We start from the raw sequence: 17,395 nt of genomic DNA, 5'->3' as shown, positions 1-17,395 counted from the left end.
GGCTCGGTTCGCCGGCACGGTTCGCCGGCCCGGTTCGTCGCACGGCTTGCCGCACGGCTCGTCGCACGGCTCGTCAGGCCGGCCTGATCACCCGGGCCGTGTCACGGACGGCGCTCAGCAGCGCGGCCTGACGCAGGATCCGCGCGTACTGCTCCTCACGGGCGGCGGCCGGCCCGCGCGCGAGCTCCGCGAAGGCCGCCGCCGTGTTGCCGAACTGGTCGTCGGCGTCGAGCACGAACCGCTGGTCGTGGTCCTGCCCGGACAGCCGCAGCACCGGCCGGGCGGTCGGCGGCGGGGTGAAGGGCTGGTCGAGCACGAGCCGCCCCGTCGCCCCCCACAGCGCGCAGTGGCCGCGGTAGGCGTGTTCGAACCCGAAGCCGAGCTCGGCGGTGACGCCGGCCGGCGTGGCCAACAGCACGCTTCCGGCCGTGTCCACCTCCCGGCCCGGACCGACCCGCAGCACCGCGCCGACGACCTCGACGTCGTCGCCCAGGTACAGCACGGCCGCGCGCAGCGGGTAGGCACCGACGTCCAGCAGCGCGCCGCCGCCCAGTTCCCGCCGGTAGCGGATGTCCGCCGGCGGCCTCGGCGGGATGCCGAAGGAGGACTGCAGCGCCCGGAGTTCACCGATCTCGCCGTCGTGCAGCCGGCGCCGGGCGGCCGCGTGCTGGCCGTGCCGCAGGAACGCGAAGTTCTCCATCAGCGCCAGGCCGCGCTCGCGCGCCAGCCCGACCGCCTCCCGCGCCTCGGCGAGCGTGCCGGCGGCCGGCTTCTCCACCAGCACGTGCTTGCCCGCGTCGAGGGCCCGGACCGTCCAGCGCGCGTGCAGGCCGGTGGGCAGCGGGATGTACACCGCGTCGACGTCCGGCCGGGCGAGCAGCCGTTCGTAGTCGTCGACGGCGTCGCACCCGAACCTCGCCGCGAAGGCCCCGGCCTTCCCCGGGTCGCGGCTCGCGACCGCCGCGACCCGGACGCCGGGCGTGCCCGCCACGGCGGGCAGCATCCGGCGCCGGGCGATGTCCGCGCAGCCGAGCACCCCGACCCTGAGCTCAGCGGCCCCGGGCAGCCGCTCGGCCGGCCGGGGCGCCGTCACCGCCGGCCCTGCCAGAGGGACTGCAGGCAGGTCATCAGGGTGCGGGCCTCGACGTTGACGTGGTTGCCGTACCGCAGCAGCTCCTTGAGCTGGGTCAGAGTCACCCACCGCATGGTGGCGGGTTCGGCGTCGGGGAACTCCTCGCCGACCTCCACGACGGTGTACCGGTTGTCCCGGTGGTAGAACCGGCCGCCCTCCTCCGGGAGCACCGCGCTGAACCGCACCTGCGCGGCGTCGGCGCCGAGCACCCGGTCGAGCAGTTCGGGCCGCTCGCCCGGCGGCACGGCCCGCCAGTCCCGCGACACGCACTGCACGGTCGGTCCGATCTCGATGGCGTCCCGGATCCCCGGCTGCGCCTTGCCCTGGACGAGGACGTGCAGGACCCCGTCGATCCGCTTGACCAGGAAGGCCGCCACCCCCTGGCCCGGGAACTCCAGCATCGGCTGGGTCCACCGGCTGACCTCCCGGGTGCCGGCCCTGACCGAGACGGCGATCACCTTGAGGCAGCTGCTGGACGGCTCGGTGACGGCCTCCTCGTCCCTGCTCCACCCGGCCAGCTCCCGCAGCGGCACCAGCCGGGCCGACTGGTAGCTCTCCGACCGCAGGTCCTGCAGCCAGCTCAGCAGCTCCAGATCGCCGTGGACCGTCGGCTCGTCCCGGTCCAGGGACCGGGTCAGCGCGTGCTGGAAGGAGTCGGCCGGCTCCCCGGCGACGGCCTCCCGGGACGGCCCGCCCCGGTGCCCCAGCGGCAGGCAGCTCAGCACGGTCCGGACGTCCATGTTGACCAGGTGGTCGATCCCCATCAGCGCGTGGACCTGCCCGAGGGTCATCCAGCGGTGGCCGTCGTCCACCGGGATGTCCTCGGACACCTCCACCACCATGTTGCGGTTGCGCTTGTACAGGAAGCTGTCGCCCTGTTCGGACTGGACCGCGTCCACCAGGATCCGGCCGCGCTCCGGCCCGACGAAGTACTCCAGGTAGCGCGTGTGGCCGCCCCGGTGGACGCGCGTGTAGTTGCTCCGGGTGGCCTGGACGGTCGGGCCCAACTGGACCAGTCCGGTGTTGCCGGGCTCCATCTTGGCCTGCATGAGCAGGTGCAGGACGCCGTCGATCTCCCGGACCAGGATCCCCAGGATCCCGGTCTCCGGCTGGTTGATGATCGGTTGGTTGATGACCGGCGGGGTGGGGTTCCCGGCGGGCCGCGCGCCACCGGTCACCCGCAGCCCCTCGACGGTGAAGAACCGCCCGGTGCTGTGGACCAGGTTGCCGGTCTCCGGGTCGAAGCTCCACTGGTCCAGCGCGGCGAACGGTATCCGGTCGACGGCGAAGTCGCCCTCCCGGCGGGCCCGTTCGAGCCAGGGCAGGACCTCCTCGGTCGCGAAGCGGGGGTTGTCGAAGGTGGCGGCGGACAGGCTCAGCCGGTCGGCCAGGACCACGGTGGTGTCCGGTCCCGTGGGCCGGCCGGCGAGAGCGTCGGCGCGGTGCGACATGTTCTCTCCTTCAGTAGTTCAGGCGGACCCGACTGTGGTCGCCGATGATCAGCTGGTGGCCGCGCGGCGCGGGGCCGGCCGGGGAGACCTCCACGTTCCGGCCGATGAGCGAGTTCTGGATCCGGCTCACCCCGGTGAGGGTGGAGTGGTCCATCAGGATCGAGTACTCGATCTCGGTGCGGTCCAGCCGGCAGCCGGCCCCGACCGAGGTGAACGGCCCGACGTAGCTGTCCGCGACGACCGTGCCCGGGCCGATGGACACCGGGCCCACCAGCCGGGAGCGGATGACGACCGCGTCCTCGGCGATGTCCAGGCGGCCGATGAGCTCGCTGTCCCCGTCCACGCTGCCGCCCGCGCGGGGGGCGATGTTCTCCAGGACCATGCGGTTGCACTCCAGCATGTCCTCGACCCGCCCGGTGTCCTTCCAGTAGCCGGAGATGACGTGCGAGCTGACGTTCTCCTGCCGGACGATCAGTTCCTGGATCGCGTCGGTGATCTCCAGCTCGCCGCGCGCGCTGGGCCGCAGCCGCGCCACGATCGGGTGGACGACCGGGGTGAACATGTAGATCCCGACCAGGGCGAGGTCGCTCCTGGGCTCCTTCGGCTTCTCCTCCACCCTGACCACCCGGCCGGCGGCGTCCAGTTCGGCGACCCCGAACTCCGAGGGGTTGCCGACCTTGGTCAGCAGCAGCTGCGCGTCCGGGCGCCGGGCGCGGAACTCGGCGACGAACTCGCGGATGCCGTCGATGACGAAGTTGTCGCCGAGGTACATCAGGAAGTCGTCGTCCCCGAGGAACTCGCGGGCGATCAGCACGCAGTGCGCCAGGCCCAGCGGGGCCTCCTGCGGGAGGTAGGTGACCGACAGGCCGAACCGCGACCCGTCGCCCACCGCGCGGCGCACTTCCGCCCCGGTCTCGCCGACGATGATCCCGACCTCGCGGATGCCGCTGTCCCGGATCGCCTCCAGGCCGTAGAACAGCACCGGCTTGTTGCCGATCGGCACCAGCTGCTTGGCCGAGGTGTGGGTGATCGGCCGCAGCCGTGAGCCGGTACCACCGGCCAGCACCAGGGCCTTCACCGGGCACCGGCCCCGGACTCGGTCCAGGCCCGCTCCTCGACCGGGCGGCGCTCCAGCAGCGGCTCCCACCAGCCGGGGTTGTCGCGGTACCAGCGGATGGTCTCCCGCAGTCCCTCCTCGAACGGGACGGTCGGCCGCCAGCCCAGGGTGTCCCTGAGCAGGCCGGAATCCAGCAGGTACCGGCGGTCGTGGCCCGGCCGGTCCGGCACGGTGGTCTGCAGCGAGGCCGGCAGCCCGAGTTCGTCGAGGACCAGGTCGGCGATCCGCTGGACGCTCGCCTCCGTCCCGGTGCCGACGTGGTAGGTCCGCCCGACCTCGCCGGCGGTGAGCACCGCGTCGATCGCGCGGCAGTGGTCGTCCACGTGGATCCACTCCCGCCGGTTGTGCCGGGACGCGTAGACCGGCAGGCTCACCCCGCGCAGCGCGTTGGTCGCGAACAGCGGGATGACCTTCTCCGGGAACTGGTAACGCCCGTAGTTGTTGGCGCAGTTGGTGATGGTGACCGGCAGGCCGAAGGTCTCGTGGTAGGCGCGCACCGCGTGATCGGCGCCGGCCTTGCTGGCGTTGTACGGGGTGCGGGGCCGGTACGGGGTCTCCTCGTGGAAGGCCTCCGTGCTGTCGAGGGCCAGGTCCCCGTACACCTCGCAGGTCGAGACGTGGTGGAAGCGCTCGACCCCGGCGCCCAGGGACGCGTGGAGCAGTTCCTGGGTGCCGAGCACGTTGGTCCGGAAGAACCTGCCGGGGTCGAGGACGGCGAGGCTGTTGTGCGACTCGGCGGCGAAGTTCACCACCACCTGCACCCGGTGCTCGCGCAGGACTTCGCAGACCCGGGCGCCGTCGGCGATGTCGGCCCGCACGAACACCACCTCGTCGCGCACCGCCGCGAGGTTCTCCCGGTTGCCGGCGTAGGTCAGCGCGTCCAGGGCGACGACGGTGTCGTCGGGGTGCGTCCGGCGCCAGTAGTGGACGAAGTTGGCGCCGATGAAACCCGCCGCGCCGGTGACGAGCACGGTGCGGGCCGGGACGTCGCCGTGCATCTCGGGGTTTCCTTCCTCTCGGGTCATCACGTCGGCCACCGCATCTCCCGGCGCAGCTCGTCGAACAGCCATTGCTCCATCGCGGTCGCCGGCCGCTCGGGGGCCAGCCGCTCCGGTGAGCCTTCCGGGGGGTCCGCCAGGACTCGTTCGCCGGGGTTCTGTGGCGGCAGCGCGAAGTGCATCGCTCCCAGCACTTTGAATCCCTCGTACAGGGTCAGTCCCAGCGCGCGCACCAGGTTGCGCATCGCCAGATTCCTCTCTCGTGACGACGTGGCGTCAGGCCTGTTCGGGCACGGCGAAGGTGGCGCGCACCTGGTAGATCCCGTAGTGCCGGCTGTCGCCGCGGTCCTGGTACTGGCGCAGCGGCGAGGTCTGCTTGCGGTGCGCCGCCCCCTGCTCCCAGGCCTGGAAGGACGCGGCGTCCTTCCAGTGGCTCAGGACGGCGAAGGAGCCGCTCTCGCCGTCGATGGTGGACTGCAGCAGTTCGCTGCCCAGCAGACCGGGCACCTCGGCCAGGTCGTCGTTGATGTGGTGGAAGGCCGCCTCCAGCGGGGCGTCCCCCTCCTGCGGCGCCCGGCAGTACACGATCACCCGGATCCCGCCGCTCATGCCGTCGCCCCCGCCGCCTTGGGCAGGTGGTGGACGACCCGCATGGTGGCCATCGAGCCGCCGGAGCGGTAGGGGTGCAGCCGCTCGCGGTGCTTGACGTGCTGCTCGCTGTGCTCGAAGGTGCGGAAGCCGGGCTCGTCGGTCCAGTCGCTGATGATGTAGTAGATGTGCTCCTCCTCGGTGGAGCGCAGCAGCCACTGGCCGAGGTTGGCCGGGTCCGCGGTCACCGCGGTGCCGATCTCCAACCAGGTCCGCTCGAAGTCCGCCGCCATGCCGGGGTGCGTCTCGACCCGCAGCAGGACCCGGAAGGTCTCCTCGGGGTGTGCCATGTCAGATTCCTCCGTCGACGTGGATGATCTCGCCGGTCAGGTAGCTCGATGCGTCACTGGCGAGGTAGACGACCACCGAGGCGACCTCGGCGGGCAGGCCGAGGCGGCCGAGGGCGGTCATGTGGCGGTACCGCTGCTGGAGCGCCTCGTACTCCTCCGGCGTCAGCTTCGCCGCCTCCTCGGTGTCGATGACGCCGGGCGCGACCACGTTGACCCGGATGCCGCGGGGGCCGAGCTCCTTGGCCATCGACCGGCTGAGCCCGATCAGGCCGGCCTTGCTGGCGGTGTAGTGGGCGCGCAGGGCGAGTCCGACGGTGGCCACCCGGGAGCCGACGTTGATGATCGAGGGCTTCTCCGCGAGCAGCGGCAGCGCCTTCTGGGTGATCAGGAAGGGCGCGGTGAGGTTGGCGTCGATGACGCGCTGCCACTCCTCCAGGGCCAGTTCGGCGAACGGCACGTGGGAGATGACGCCCGCGTTGTTGACGATGGTGTGCAGCGTGCCGAAGCGGGTCCGGCACTCGCCCAGCAGCCGGTCGATGTCCTCGGGCCGGCCGACGTCGGCCACCGCCAGGTGGTGGTTGCCGGGCAGCGACTTCAGCTCCCGGGCGAGGCTCTGGGCGTGCTCGCTGTCCTTCCGGTAGCAGGTGATGACGTTGGCGCCGGCCTCGGCCATGGCGAGCACGATGGCCCGGCCGATCCCGCGGGTGCCACCGGTGACGAGCACGTTCTGCCCGTCGAGCGACAGGTTCATGGGGTCTCCTTCGGTGTGGGGTTACAGGGCGAGTGCGGTGGCGAGCGCGTTGGCCAGCAGCGCGACGACCACGAAGGCGGTCCGGACGAGGTTCCAGTTGCGCCACCGCACCCGGGGGTCGATCCGCTCCCAGTCGGGCGGCACGACGCCCGGCTGCAGCCGGCCGACCCACTTGTTGATGGGGACGTTCTTGACCAGCGAGACCACGATCGCCGCCAGGAGCAGCACGGCCGCGACGCCCTCGGGCCCGCGGGCCGGGCCGTCGGAGAACGTGGCCGCGGCGCCGTCCGCGAGCATCGCGGTGATCATGCAGAGCGGCATGAACGGGTCGTACCGGGTGACCAGGAACTGGTGGATCGGGATGTAGCGGTCGACCGGGAGGCTGAGCAGCAGTGGGGCGCCGCCGAGGGAGGCGATCATCAGTCCGCCGGCCCCCATCCCGCTGCCGATCAGGGCCAGTGGCAGGAGGATCCGGTCCATCACGCCGGATCACCGGAGCGGTCGGCCGCCGCCTCGACGAGCTTCTTGATCCGGGCCATCTGGACCTTGGTGTTGGTGTTCAGGTGCTCGGCCATCGCCGCGTCGTCGAAGGGCATCTCCGGCCGGACGTGGAACTCCTGCACCCAGCGCATCCGGACGCCGCCCTCGACCTCCTGGTAGTCCCAGGCGATGTCCATGAACTCGAACGGTCCGGTCTCCACCCGGTGCGCCCGGACGGTGCGGGTCGCGGCGTCCGGCCTGCGCAGCGAGACCCAGCTCCAGACCTTGCCCTCCTCGTCGGGGAACATGGTCAGCCGGAAGCGGATGGTCCCCTCCGGCGAGCGGTCCAGGATCTCGGCCGCGGCGTACTCGTCGAAGAGCTGCGGCCAGGACTCGATGTCGTTGGTCATCTCCCACACCAGGTCCATGGGGGCGTCGATGACCACGGTGTTCTCGGTCTTCGCGGTCATGGTCAGGCTCCGGCCGGCAGGTGGCTGTCGATGTACTCCAGGACCGCCCGGGGGGTGGTCATCAGCTCGATGTGGTCGTCCGGGATCGGCACGCCCAGCTGGTTCTGGATGCGCGCCGCGAGCTCCAGCATCGCGAGGGAGTCGTAGCCGAGGCTGCTGAACGGCGTGTCCAGCGCCGCGCCGTCGAGGTCGACCGACTCGTCGACCCCCGCCGCCTCCTCCAGCATGGTCTTGAGTTCGTCGAGCGTGAGAGCGCTCACGGTCATGCCTCCGTTTCCACAGTGGTGCTCCTGCTGTTCCTGTCGATCAGTCGGTGGTGAGTGAGCCGGTCGGTCGGGCGGCCGGTCGGTCAGTCGGTCAGTCGGTCAGGCGCACGACGGCGACGGCGTTGAAGCCGCCGTACCCGCGGGCGATGACCATCGCGGTGCGCAGCGCGGTCTCCCGGGGCTGGTCGACGACCAGGTCCAGCTCGTGCGCGGCGTCCGGGCTCCTGACGTGGGCGGTGGGCGGCACGACCTGGTCCCGCAGCGCCAGCAGGGCACCGGCGGTGTCGAGCGCGCCGGCCCCGGCGTACAGCCGGCCGGTCATGGTCTTGGGCACCGTCACCGGCACCGCCCGCGGGCCGAAGACCTCGGCCAGCGTGCGCGCCTCCCGGCGGTCCATCTCCGCGGTGCCGTGCCCGTCCGCGAAGACCACGTCGACGTCCTCGGGCGCCAGCCGGGCGTCGGCGAGGGCCGCGCGCACGCAGCGGGTGAGCGTGGGCGGCCGGCCCGAGCCCGGGCGCGGGTCGAACGTGGCGGCGTAGCCGACGAGTTCGCCGTACGGGCGGTCGACCCCGCGGTCCCGCGCGGTGCCCGCGTTCTCCAGCACCAGGATCGCACCGCCCTCGCCGGGGACGAACCCGGAGGCGCCGGTGTCGAAGGGCAGGTAGGCGCGGGCCGGATCGGTGACCGCGGTGAGGCCGCCGGTGGGCAGCTGCGAGACGAACCCGGCCGGCGACAGCGAGGAGTCGCTCCCGCCCGTCACGACCAGCCGGGTGCCGTCCCGGACCACCCGGCGGGCCTGCCCCAGCGCGTCCAGACCGCCCGCCTGTTCGCTGACCATCACCCCGCACGGCCCGCGCATCCCGTAGCCGATGGAGATCTGGCCGGTGGTCGCGGCGTAGAACCAGGCGATGGACATGTACGGGCTGACGTCCCTGGGGCCGCCGCGCCAGAGCTTCTGCAGCTCGCGCTGGCCGAACTCGGCGCCGCCGCTGGCGTTCGCGGTGATCACCCCGAGCTCGTACTCCGGGATCCGCGACAGGTCGACGGCCGCGTCCTCCAGCGCCATCCCGGTGGCGGCCAGGGCGAAGTGGCTCATCCGGGAGGTCTCCACCACGATCCGGGCCGACAGGTGCTGACCGGGGTCGAACTCCCTTATCTCCCCGGCGAGTCGGGACGGGTAGGACCGGGCGTCGAAGCTGCGGACCGTGTCGATCCCGTTCTTGCCGGCCAGGGTGGCGGCCCACCAGTCCTCGGTGCCGGTCCCGTTGGGCGCCACCACGCCGATCCCGGTGAAGACCGCGCCGGGCCGGCCGTCGGTGCTCCGTCGGTGCTGCGATCCGCTCATGCCGCCGCCTTGTCGGGTGCGGCCAGCACGATCGCGCTCTGGAAGCCGCCGAACCCGCTGCCCACCGAGAGCGCCGTGGAGATCTTCTGCTCACGCGCGGTCAGCGGGACGTAGTCCAGGTCGCACTCGGCGTCGCGCTCGTGCAGATTGGCCGTCGGGGGGACCACGCCGTGCTCGATGGCCAGCGCGCAGGCCGCCACCTCGATGGATCCGATGGCGCCCAGGGAGTGGCCGATCATCGACTTGATGGAGCTCATCGGGACCTCGAACGCCCGGTCGCCCAGGCTGGTCTTGACCGCAGCGGTCTCGTGCCGGTCGTTCTGCTTGGTGCCGGAGCCGTGGGCGTTGACGTAGTCGATGCCGCTCGGGTCCAGCTCGGCCTGGTCGAGGGCGACCGTGATCGCCTCCGCCATCTCGCGGCCGTCCGCCCGCAGACCGGTCATGTGGAAGCCGTTGGCGCGGCTGGCGTAGCCGAGGATGCGGGCGTAGACGTGCGCGCCGCGGCGCCGGGCGGCCTCCGCGTTCTCCAGCACGAACATCGCGGCGCCCTCGCCCAGGACGAGCCCCCGGCGGTCCCGGTCGAAGGGCCGGCAGGCCCCCTCCGGGTCGTCGTTGTAGGTGGAGGTGGCCTTGATCGCGTCGAAGCACGCCATGGTGATGGGCGAGATCGGCGCGTCGGCGGATCCGGCCAGCACGACGTCCGCGCTGCCCTCGGCCAGCAGACCGGCGGCGTACCCGAGGGCGTCGATGCCCGAGGTGCAGCCGGAGGAGACCACCGACGCCGGCCCCTCGGCCCCGGACCGCCACGCCACCTCGGAGGCGATCGAGCTGGGTACCAGGTAGTTGTAGAGGTGCGGGACGGCGAAGTTGTGGTCCACGGACCACTGCCGGCCGTCGTCGCTGAGGACCCGGTACTCCGTCTCCAGCCCGGTGGTGCAGCCGACCGCGTTGCCCACGGTCACGGCCACCCGCCCGGGGTCCGTGCCGGCGAGGTCGAGCCCGCTGTCGGCCAGGGCCTCGTCCATCGCCACGGCCGCGAACTGCGCGGCCCGGTCCATCCGGCGCCACTCCTGCGGCGTCAGCCCGTGGGCGGCCGGGTCGAAGTCGATCTCGGCGGCCACCTGGCAGCGGAACCCGGTCGGGTCGAACAGGGAGACCCGGCGGGTGGCCGCGCGGCCCGAGACGATGCGCTCCCAGAACGCGTCCCGGCCCGCGCCTCCGGGGGCCATGACGCCGATCCCGGTGATCGCGACATCCGTCGTCCTCATGCGTCCGCCCCGACCGGTCCGCCGACCCGGGGCGCCGGAGCGCCAGCCTGGCCGGGCAGGAACTCGGTGTCCACGTGGCCCAGTTCGGGCTTGGGGGCGAGCGGGCCCAGGTGGAAGACGGCCTGCGCCTGGACCGGGCCGGTGTTCACCAGCCGGTGCCGCAGGCCGATCGGCACCAGGGCCGAGTCGCCCGGGTGCAGCTCCAGCGTGGTCTCCCCGATGGTGAGCCGCACGATCCCGCGGACCAGGTGGACGAACTCCTCGGAGTACGGGTGGTAGTGCTCGCACACGTACTCGCCCGGCTCCAGCGTGACCGTTCCCATGAACCCCGAGGTGGCGCCGACCGTCAGCGGGCTGAGCAGGACTCGGACGTCCCCGCCCCGGCGCAGGTTCGGGGTCACGTCGGTGACGGCGACCTTCTTCACTTCGGCACTCACCGCTGCTTCTCCCAGGTGTAGAACGGGCTGGCCATGGCGTCCTTCGGCTCGCTCCACGCCGGGTCGTACGGCCGGATGTGCCGCGCGAGCCTGACGTGGATGTCCTCGTAGAGCGGGTGGCTGCGGGCCCGGTAGAGGTTGGGGGTCACGTCCTCGTCGCCCTCCACGAGGTGGAAGTACAGGTCGTGGAAGCGCCACAGCGTGCGCCGGGACACCCCGATCAGGTGCGGCAGTTCGGAGGCGTCCGAGTCCGCGAAGATCTGCGCGACGGAGTCCGCCTGCGAGGGTTCCATCCGGGCGACGATGAGGTTCTGGTACAAGGGGTCCTCCCCAAGTGGACGGTCTGAGGTGGCGTAGGACGTGTCAGGGGCCGGGCCGGGCGCCGCGCGCCGTGGTGTCACCGCCGGTCCGGTCGCCGGGCAGGCCCTGGTGCACCAGACTGGGCCGCGCCGCTGGACGCGGGCTGGCGAGCGGCTGGCAGCCCCGCCCGCGTCGGTCCAGCCGCCTGCCAGTCGGCCGACAGCGGGCCGTCCCACCGTGGGTGCGGTGCGCTGCCCGGGCGCCCGAGCGTTGACTTCGGAGACGCCCATGGAGACCACCGCCCCGTCCGGCCCGCGCCCCGTGGTGCTGATGTTCGCCGGCCAGGGTGCCCAGCACCCCGGCATGGGACGACACCTGTACGGCACCGAACCGGTGTTCACCGCCGCCCTGGAGGAGGTCTTCGGCCTGCTCGGGCCGCGGGCCCGGCGGCTGCGGGCCGACTTCCTGGCCGGCCGCGCGGACGGTCTCGACGACGCCGAGCGGGCCCAGCCGCTGCTGTTCGCCCTCGGTTACGCGACGGCGCGGCTGGTCCGCGGCTGGGGTGTCCGTCCGGCGGCCCTGCTCGGCCACAGCGTCGGCGAGGCCGTCGCGGCCGTCGTCGCCGGGGTGATGTCCCTGCCCGATGCCGTGCGGCTCCTGGTCGCGCGGACGGAGGCGGCGGCGCGGACCCCTCCCGGCGGGATGCTGGCCGTGGCCGCGCCGGCCGGCGCCCTGGCCCCGCTGCTTCCCGCGGGGGTGGTGATCGGTGCGGTGAACGGCCCCCGCCAGACCCTGCTGGCCGGTGCCGACGCGCCGCTCGCCGAGGCCGAGCGCCGGCTGCGCGGGCGGGGCGTGCTGTGCCGCCGGGCCCGGGCCCGGCAGGGGTTCCACAGCCCGCTGATGGATCCGGTCGTCGCCTCGACCCTGCCCGACCTCGCCCGAACGCCCCTGCGCCCGCCCGCCGTTCGGCTCTACTCGGCCTGCACCGGACACCCCCTGACGCCGGCGCAGGCCGTCGACCCGCGCTTCTGGGCCGGCCAGATCGCCGCACCCGTGCTCTTCGGCCCCGCGCTCGACCGGCTCCTCGCCGACGGCGACGTCCTGCTGGTCGACGCGGGCCCCGGCGAGAGCCTGCTGAGCCTGGCCCGCCGGCACCCGGCGGTCACCTCCGGCCGCAGCGACGTCGTCGCCGTGCTCCCGCCCGCGCGCGCCGACACGGGCCTCGTGCACGCGGCGCTCCCGGCCGCCCTCCGCCGGATCCGGGCGGAAGGGCACCGTTCGTGCGTCCAGTGATCGTCCACCATCCACTGCCAGAGTCGCCTCGGTACGACCGGCCGCGCCGGGACCGAAGTCCCCGCTGACAGCCCTACCGAGCTGGTCGAACAGGCCGGATCCGATCTCTGAGGGAGATGCATGACCACCACCCCCACGACCACCGGTGCGTGCCCTTACCCGTTCACCCGGCCGTCCCCACTGGAACAGCCGAGCGAGCTGCGCACCATCCGGGAGGAGCCGGTCGTCCCGGTGACGCTCCCGAGCGGCGACCAGGCCCTGCTGATCACCAGGTACGCGGACATGCGCGCGGTGCTGTCCGACGAGCGCGTGAGCCGCGACCTGACCCGGCCGGGGACCGCCCGCATGACGAAGGACAACGTCATGTTCCAGGACCCGCACATCAGCCCGGACCCGCCGGAGCACACCCGGATGCGCCGGCTGATCACCAAGGCCTTCACTCCCAAGCGGGTCGAGGAACTGCGCCCGCACGCCGAGAAGGTGGTGGCCGAACTCCTCGACGCGATCGAGGCCGGCGGCCACCCGGCCGATCTGAACGAGGCGCTGGCGTTCCCGCTGACCATCCGAATGACCTGCGAACTCCTCGGGGTCCCGCTCCGGGACCAGGACCGGTTCAGGGGCTGGACGGACCACTTCCTGTCGGTCAGCCGGTTCACCGGCGCGGAGATCGGCCGGGCCCGTGGTGAACTGATCGCCTACGTCGAGCAGTTGGTGGCCGCCAAGCGGGAGGCCCCCGGGGACGACCTGATCAGCGCGATGATCGCGGTCCAGGACGACGACGAGTCGGGCCTGAGCGAGTACGAGCTGGTCTACTGGGTGATGCTGCTGCTGATCGCGGGGTACGAGACCACCGCCGGCCAGCTCGGCTCCAGCCTCGTCGTCCTGCTCAGCCGGCCCGAGGACCTGGCCCGGCTCCGCGCCGACCCCTCCCTGGTGCCGTCGGCCGTCGAGGAACTGCTGCGCCTCCAGGTGATGGGTTCCTCGCTGTCCATGCTGCGCTACGTCAAGGAGGACATCGAGGTCGGTGGCGTCCTGGTCCCGGCCGGTTCGAGCATCATCCCGTCGATCGAGTCCGCGAACACGGACCCCGACGTCTTCCCCGACCCGGAGACCTTCGACCTCGCCCGGTCGGACAACCGCCACATGACCTTCAGCGCCGGCATCCACTACTGCGCCGGGGCCGCCCTGGCCAGGATGGAGCTGCAGGTCGCCGTCGCGGGCGTGCTGCGGCGCTTCCCCGGGCTGCGGCTCACCACGCCCGCGGAGGAACTGCCGCGGAACGAGGGCGCGTTGATCCAGAACTTCCTGGAGATACCCGTGCAGTGGTGAACGAAGGGTCGGGCCGCGCACCGCTCCGGTGCGCGGCCCGACCCGGTTGCCGGACGGGGTGTCAACTGATGAACAGCAGGGTCTTCAGCAGGTCGCCGGTGACCACGAACCCGGTGCCGCCGGGGAGACCGCCCCGGCCGGTCACCCGGTTGCGGACGAAGCCCTTGTGGACCGCCAGTCCGTTGACCGAGACCGACGCCCCCGGGGGCAGCCGGAGACGGACGACGCTCTTGACGGCGGACAGGTCGACGCGGACCACCGGGTGCCCGATGGACGCCTCACGGAAGTCCAGCCGGGTCACCGCGTCGTAGCACTCGACCGACAGCAGCGCCGGCACCTCCCAGTGCCCGTCGAACCGCGCGATCGTCTTGACCCGGTGGATCCGCACCGTCTCCAGCGGACGCGCGGCCGGAAGGTCGGCCGTGACGGCGTCGACCTCCGGCCGGGTGTCCGCCGAGTAGACCAGGGAGAGCCGCTGGTCGAGCTCGGCGAAGGAGATGCGCCCCTCGCCGACGGCGGTCTGCAGGCGCTCGACGACCCGCTCGCGTTCCGCGTCGGAGATCCTCAACGGCTTCGGCTTGGCCCGGCCCTGCGACTCGTCAGCCATGTTCAGCCCCTTTCTCATCGCTCATGTCCCCACAGCCGCAGCCTACGTGTCGATCCGTCAGGAATTCACGGTCACCACCGCACCGGCAGCGCGGTCAGGCTCCGGATGACGCCCGCGGTGCAGCTCAGCTCCTCCTCCGGCACCGCGAGGCGCAGCCCGGGGAACCGGCTGAGCAGCCCGTCGACGGCCACCGTCAGCTCCATGCGCGCCAGTTGGGACCCGAGGCAGTAGTGCGCCCCGAGCCCGAAGGCCAGGTGGGGGTTGTGGTCGCGGTCGGGGTCGAACGCGACGGCGTTCTCGAACACCGTCTCGTCCCGGTTCGCCGAGGTGATCGCGGGCAGCACCGCCTCGCCGGCCCGCACCAGGACCCCGCCCAGTTCGACGTCCTCGGTGGCGACCCTGATCGTCCCGCCGTTGACGCCGGCGGTGCTGTACCGCAGGATCTCCTCGACCGTGGCCTGGATCCGCCCGGGGTTCCCGGCGATCCGCCCGATCAGCTCCGGACGGCGCAGGAGTTGCAGGACCCCGTTGGCGAAGGTGCTCGACGTGGTGTGGTAGCCGGCGATCAGCAGGGTGACGCCGAAGACCACGAGTTCGTGCTCGCTCAGCCGGTCGGCCTCCTCGCTCGCGGTGATCAGCAGGCCCAGCAGGTCGTCCGTGCTCCCCGCCCGGCGCTTGGTCTCGATCAACTCCCCCAGGTAGCCGGCCAGTTCCGAGCGTGCGGCGCGGACCTGGTCGGGGCTGTGGGTGCCGAGGCTGAGCATCACGTCGGCCCACCGGCAGAACAGGCCACGGTCGGCGAAGGGCACGCCGAGCAGCTGGCAGATGACCGCGACCGGCAGGGGCAGCCCGAGACCGGCCACCAGGTCGGCGGGCGGGCCCGTCTTCTCCAGCGCGTCCAGCAGCTCCCGGGTGGTCCGTTCGACGAAGGGGCGCAGCCGCTCGATCTGCTTCTTGCCGAAGGCCCGGGCCACGAGTTTGTGCAGCCGGGTGTGCTCGGGCGGGTCCATCGACAGGATGGTCGCCGCGTCGGCGGCCAGCGGCCGCATCCGGGGCGCGTCCGGGAGCGCCGCGGCCGCACGGCTGAAGCGTGCGTCGGTCAGCACGGTGCGCACGTCCTCGTACCGGGTGACCAGCCAGCCGGTGTCCCCGGTCGCGAAACCGACGTGGGCGACCGGGCAGGAGGCCCGGAGTCGCTCCCACTCCTCGGGCATCTCCAGCACGCCCGGACTCCGGAAGGGGAAGGGCAGGGCACTGTCTTGGTCCATCATCGCTCCATCACCTACAGGCCGACGCTCGGCACTGCGAAGTCGGGACACATGCGGGGAGGCCTGTGACCGGCCCTGGGTAAGATCCGCGGCAGCGAGTCGTCCATCCGCAGCCTGGCCGCGCGTCGGCGCAACTGCGCGTAGAGCCGGACCAGTTCGTGGCTGCGGTAGGCGGGCCGGTAGCTGCCGTCCTCGATCCGGATGACCCGTTCCACCAGCCGGCACTCCAGCAGCTGCCGCAGCGCGTCGTCCAGGTCGTCGCCACCGGCCAGCAGTTCCTCGCGGGTGAACGTCTCGGGCAGCGCTCCCAGCCGTTCGAAGATCCGCTGACCGCTCGATCCGAGCATCCGGCAGCTGAGCTCGAAGGTCTTGCGCAGGCTCGCGTCCGGCGACATGAGGGTACTCAGCCGGCCTTCCGCGTCGGCCAGCCAGTCGGCGAGTTCGCGCAGGCGCCACTGCGGCCTGGCACGGAGCTGCTCCGCGGCCGCGCAGATGGCGGCCGGCAGGCGGCCGCACAGCCGGACGACCTTCTCGGCGTGCTGGCGGTCCTGCGCCACCAGTCCGGCCGGGAGCAGCGACTCCAGCAGCCGGACGCCCTCCGTGAAGGACGGGAGCGAGAGTTCGAGCGCGATCTCCTCGCCGAGCCCGGCCAGCCGCGACCGGCTGGTCAGGATGGTCGCGCACTCCGGTCCGCTGGGCAGCAGCGGGAGCACCTGCTCGGCGGAGACCGCGTTGTCGAGGACGACGAGCACCTTGCGCTCCGCGCTCCAGGAGCGGAACCGCTCGGCCCGGTCCTCCAGCCGGCCGGTCGGGTCGGAGCGCAGTCCGGCGGCGTGCAGGAAGCCGTCGACGGCCTCGGCGGAGGACAGCGGCTGACCGCGCCGGTCCCGGAGGTCGACGTAGAGCTGGCCGTCCGGGAAGAGCGAGAGCACTTCGTGCGCCGCGTGCAGCGCCAGGGCGCTCTTGCCCACGCCGGGCATGCCGTGGAGGGACACCAGCGGCGGTGCGTCGTCCCAGTGCCGGGGCCGGTCGGCGGCCGTGCGCAGCACCGCCTCCAGCTGCGCGGCCATTCCCTGGTGGATGGTCAGGTCCACCTGCTTGTCGGGGAGCCGGTCGGGGCCGCCGTTCAGCCGGACGACCGTCCGGTCCCCGCCGGGGAGGCCCAGCGACGGTTCGGCGCTGAGGATGGCCCGGTGCAGCCGCACCAGCTCGCTCGACGGGTCCAGTCCGAGTTCGCTGACCAGCCGACGGCGCAGCGAGCGGTAGACCTCCAGCGCCTCCAGGCGCCGGCCCGACCGGTAGAGGGCCAGCATCAACTGGGCCGGGAACCCCTCGTGCAGGGGGTGACTGGCGATCAGGGACCGCAGCTCGGCGATCAGTTCGTGATGCCGGCCGAGCTGAAGCCCCGCGTCGATCCGCATCTCGTGCGCGCGCAGCCGGGCCTCCTCGAAGCGCACCAGGTGCGCTTCGAGGAGCGGGCCGACCGGTACGCCCTCCAGGATGTTCCCGCGCCACAGCGACAGGGCTTCCCCGAGCAGCGAGGACGCCTGGTCGGGCTTTCCGTCCTGGAGCGCGTCCTGTCCGAGCCGGGAGAGCTGCTCGAACAGGGTCATGTCAAGCTGTTCCGCCTTGGCCCGCATCAGGTAGCTGGAGTTGACGGTGACCAGGATCTCCCGGTCGCCGCTGCCCTCGTACAGGCCGAGCTTCTTCCGGAGCCGGTAGATGTAGGTCTGGAGTGTGGTGGCGGCCGTGGCCGGCGGTTCGTGCAGCCACAGCTCTTCGATCAGCGACTCGGGTCTGACCGGCCGGTTCGCATGGAGAAGCAGAGCGGCCAGTACGTGGCGCAATTTCGGCGACGTCGGAGTGACCAGCCTTTCCCCGTCGTACACTTCCATACTTCCAAGAATGCTGAATCGCATTCAGGCCCCCGTCCATTGAGCTTCAA

At 72.4% G+C, this 17,395-nt stretch carries 20 protein-coding genes; 2 read left to right on the top strand and 18 right to left on the bottom strand.

All coding sequences use genetic code 11. The annotated features are described in order from the left end of the window. Positions 1 to 73: 73 nt before the first annotated feature. The 15 genes from AB0Q99_RS04190 to AB0Q99_RS04120 all read right to left on the bottom strand — a co-directional run bounded on the left by AB0Q99_RS04190 (position 74) and on the right by AB0Q99_RS04120 (position 10,973). Entirely contained in the window at positions 74 to 1,093 is a 1,020-nt protein-coding gene (locus AB0Q99_RS04190) for a Gfo/Idh/MocA family oxidoreductase (protein ID WP_363568302.1), read from the bottom strand. Further along, complete coding sequence (locus AB0Q99_RS04185) at positions 1,090 to 2,583, bottom strand: NDP-hexose 2,3-dehydratase family protein (RefSeq protein WP_363568300.1); 1,494 nt, start codon at positions 2,581 to 2,583, stop codon at positions 1,090 to 1,092. Before AB0Q99_RS04185 ends, AB0Q99_RS04190 begins: the two co-directional genes overlap by 4 nt. A gap of 10 nt (positions 2,584 to 2,593) precedes the next feature. Further along, positions 2,594 to 3,661, bottom strand: coding sequence for a glucose-1-phosphate thymidylyltransferase (locus tag AB0Q99_RS04180; protein WP_363568298.1), 1,068 nt, complete (start codon positions 3,659 to 3,661; stop codon positions 2,594 to 2,596). Continuing rightward, the gene (rfbB, locus tag AB0Q99_RS04175) at positions 3,658 to 4,698 is read right to left on the bottom strand and encodes a dTDP-glucose 4,6-dehydratase (protein WP_363568297.1); all 1,041 of its coding nucleotides are present in this window, start codon (positions 4,696 to 4,698) and stop codon (positions 3,658 to 3,660) included. The genes AB0Q99_RS04180 and rfbB overlap by 4 nt, the downstream gene beginning before the upstream one ends. Positions 4,699 to 4,724: 26 nt before the next feature. Then, the gene (locus AB0Q99_RS04170) at positions 4,725 to 4,943 is read right to left on the bottom strand and encodes a DUF6059 family protein (RefSeq protein ID WP_363568295.1); all 219 of its coding nucleotides are present in this window, start codon (positions 4,941 to 4,943) and stop codon (positions 4,725 to 4,727) included. Between the two features lie 31 nt (positions 4,944 to 4,974). Then, positions 4,975 to 5,307 (bottom strand): antibiotic biosynthesis monooxygenase, encoded by a 333-nt coding sequence (locus AB0Q99_RS04165; protein ID WP_363568293.1) that lies wholly within the window; start codon positions 5,305 to 5,307, stop codon positions 4,975 to 4,977. Then, on the bottom strand, positions 5,304 to 5,636 hold the full coding sequence (locus AB0Q99_RS04160) for an antibiotic biosynthesis monooxygenase family protein (RefSeq protein WP_363568291.1): 333 nt from the start codon (positions 5,634 to 5,636) through the stop codon (positions 5,304 to 5,306). Before AB0Q99_RS04160 ends, AB0Q99_RS04165 begins: the two co-directional genes overlap by 4 nt. 1 nt (position 5,637) lies before the next feature. Beyond that, positions 5,638 to 6,387, bottom strand: a complete 750-nt coding sequence (locus AB0Q99_RS04155; protein ID WP_363568289.1) for a 3-oxoacyl-ACP reductase family protein — start codon at positions 6,385 to 6,387, stop codon at positions 5,638 to 5,640. A 21-nt stretch (positions 6,388 to 6,408) separates the two neighbouring features. Next, positions 6,409 to 6,867, bottom strand: coding sequence for a DUF1772 domain-containing protein (locus AB0Q99_RS04150; protein ID WP_363568287.1), 459 nt, complete (start codon positions 6,865 to 6,867; stop codon positions 6,409 to 6,411). Beyond that, a complete protein-coding gene (locus tag AB0Q99_RS04145) occupies positions 6,867 to 7,337 on the bottom strand; it encodes an SRPBCC family protein (protein WP_363568285.1) in 471 nt (156 codons plus the stop codon). Before AB0Q99_RS04145 ends, AB0Q99_RS04150 begins: the two co-directional genes overlap by 1 nt. 2 nt (positions 7,338 to 7,339) lie before the next feature. After that, positions 7,340 to 7,603: an acyl carrier protein gene (locus AB0Q99_RS04140; RefSeq protein ID WP_363568283.1), complete on the bottom strand. Its 264-nt coding sequence runs from the start codon at positions 7,601 to 7,603 to the stop codon at positions 7,340 to 7,342. Between the two features lie 91 nt (positions 7,604 to 7,694). Beyond that, positions 7,695 to 8,948, bottom strand: coding sequence for a ketosynthase chain-length factor (locus tag AB0Q99_RS04135; RefSeq protein WP_363568281.1), 1,254 nt, complete (start codon positions 8,946 to 8,948; stop codon positions 7,695 to 7,697). Beyond that, positions 8,945 to 10,216, bottom strand: coding sequence for a beta-ketoacyl-[acyl-carrier-protein] synthase family protein (locus AB0Q99_RS04130; protein ID WP_363568280.1), 1,272 nt, complete (start codon positions 10,214 to 10,216; stop codon positions 8,945 to 8,947). Before AB0Q99_RS04130 ends, AB0Q99_RS04135 begins: the two co-directional genes overlap by 4 nt. Beyond that, positions 10,213 to 10,653 carry a cupin domain-containing protein gene (locus AB0Q99_RS04125; protein WP_363568278.1) on the bottom strand — a complete coding sequence of 147 codons (441 nt, stop codon included), beginning with the start codon at positions 10,651 to 10,653 and terminating at the stop codon, positions 10,213 to 10,215. The genes AB0Q99_RS04130 and AB0Q99_RS04125 overlap by 4 nt, the downstream gene beginning before the upstream one ends. Next, complete coding sequence (locus AB0Q99_RS04120) at positions 10,650 to 10,973, bottom strand: TcmI family type II polyketide cyclase (protein WP_363568276.1); 324 nt, start codon at positions 10,971 to 10,973, stop codon at positions 10,650 to 10,652. Before AB0Q99_RS04120 ends, AB0Q99_RS04125 begins: the two co-directional genes overlap by 4 nt. Before the next feature lie 268 nt (positions 10,974 to 11,241). Between AB0Q99_RS04120 and AB0Q99_RS04115 the strand changes: the two genes are divergently transcribed. Continuing rightward, positions 11,242 to 12,246, top strand: a complete 1,005-nt coding sequence (locus AB0Q99_RS04115) for an acyltransferase domain-containing protein (protein WP_363568274.1) — start codon at positions 11,242 to 11,244, stop codon at positions 12,244 to 12,246. A gap of 120 nt (positions 12,247 to 12,366) precedes the next feature. After that, positions 12,367 to 13,575: a cytochrome P450 gene (locus AB0Q99_RS04110; protein WP_363568272.1), complete on the top strand. Its 1,209-nt coding sequence runs from the start codon at positions 12,367 to 12,369 to the stop codon at positions 13,573 to 13,575. 61 nt (positions 13,576 to 13,636) lie between these two features. Here AB0Q99_RS04110 and AB0Q99_RS04105 read toward each other — a convergent pair whose 3' ends face one another. The 3 genes from AB0Q99_RS04105 to AB0Q99_RS04095 form a co-directional block, all read right to left on the bottom strand. Continuing rightward, positions 13,637 to 14,182, bottom strand: a complete 546-nt coding sequence (locus AB0Q99_RS04105; RefSeq protein WP_363568270.1) for a DUF1707 domain-containing protein — start codon at positions 14,180 to 14,182, stop codon at positions 13,637 to 13,639. 71 nt (positions 14,183 to 14,253) lie between these two features. Next, a complete protein-coding gene (locus tag AB0Q99_RS04100; protein ID WP_363568268.1) occupies positions 14,254 to 15,450 on the bottom strand; it encodes a cytochrome P450 in 1,197 nt (398 codons plus the stop codon). A 14-nt stretch (positions 15,451 to 15,464) separates the two neighbouring features. Then, complete coding sequence (locus AB0Q99_RS04095; protein WP_363568266.1) at positions 15,465 to 17,345, bottom strand: BTAD domain-containing putative transcriptional regulator; 1,881 nt, start codon at positions 17,343 to 17,345, stop codon at positions 15,465 to 15,467. Positions 17,346 to 17,395 lie beyond the last annotated feature (50 nt).

It is taken from the genome of Kitasatospora sp. NPDC086791, from assembly GCF_040685975.1.
GTDB lineage: Bacteria > Actinomycetota > Actinomycetes > Streptomycetales > Streptomycetaceae > Kitasatospora.
The sequence above is the reverse complement of the archived record's forward strand: the minus strand, read 5'-3'. Positions and strand labels throughout refer to the sequence as shown.

Coding starts and splice junctions, on each gene's coding strand:
- AB0Q99_RS04185 (WP_363568300.1), bottom strand. CDS start 2,583: ATGTCGCACCGCGCCGACGCTCTCGCCGGCCGGCCCACGGGACCGGAC.
- rfbB (WP_363568297.1), bottom strand. CDS start 4,698: ATGCACGGCGACGTCCCGGCCCGCACCGTGCTCGTCACCGGCGCGGCG.
- AB0Q99_RS04170 (WP_363568295.1), bottom strand. CDS start 4,943: ATGCGCAACCTGGTGCGCGCGCTGGGACTGACCCTGTACGAGGGATTC.
- AB0Q99_RS04165 (WP_363568293.1), bottom strand. CDS start 5,307: ATGAGCGGCGGGATCCGGGTGATCGTGTACTGCCGGGCGCCGCAGGAG.
- AB0Q99_RS04160 (WP_363568291.1), bottom strand. CDS start 5,636: ATGGCACACCCCGAGGAGACCTTCCGGGTCCTGCTGCGGGTCGAGACG.
- AB0Q99_RS04155 (WP_363568289.1), bottom strand. CDS start 6,387: ATGAACCTGTCGCTCGACGGGCAGAACGTGCTCGTCACCGGTGGCACC.
- AB0Q99_RS04150 (WP_363568287.1), bottom strand. CDS start 6,867: ATGGACCGGATCCTCCTGCCACTGGCCCTGATCGGCAGCGGGATGGGG.
- AB0Q99_RS04145 (WP_363568285.1), bottom strand. CDS start 7,337: ATGACCGCGAAGACCGAGAACACCGTGGTCATCGACGCCCCCATGGAC.
- AB0Q99_RS04140 (WP_363568283.1), bottom strand. CDS start 7,603: ATGACCGTGAGCGCTCTCACGCTCGACGAACTCAAGACCATGCTGGAG.
- AB0Q99_RS04135 (WP_363568281.1), bottom strand. CDS start 8,948: ATGAGCGGATCGCAGCACCGACGGAGCACCGACGGCCGGCCCGGCGCG.
- AB0Q99_RS04130 (WP_363568280.1), bottom strand. CDS start 10,216: ATGAGGACGACGGATGTCGCGATCACCGGGATCGGCGTCATGGCCCCC.
- AB0Q99_RS04115 (WP_363568274.1), top strand. CDS start 11,242: ATGGAGACCACCGCCCCGTCCGGCCCGCGCCCCGTGGTGCTGATGTTC.
- AB0Q99_RS04110 (WP_363568272.1), top strand. CDS start 12,367: ATGACCACCACCCCCACGACCACCGGTGCGTGCCCTTACCCGTTCACC.
- AB0Q99_RS04105 (WP_363568270.1), bottom strand. CDS start 14,182: ATGGCTGACGAGTCGCAGGGCCGGGCCAAGCCGAAGCCGTTGAGGATC.
- AB0Q99_RS04100 (WP_363568268.1), bottom strand. CDS start 15,450: ATGGACCAAGACAGTGCCCTGCCCTTCCCCTTCCGGAGTCCGGGCGTG.
- AB0Q99_RS04095 (WP_363568266.1), bottom strand. CDS start 17,345: ATGGAAGTGTACGACGGGGAAAGGCTGGTCACTCCGACGTCGCCGAAA.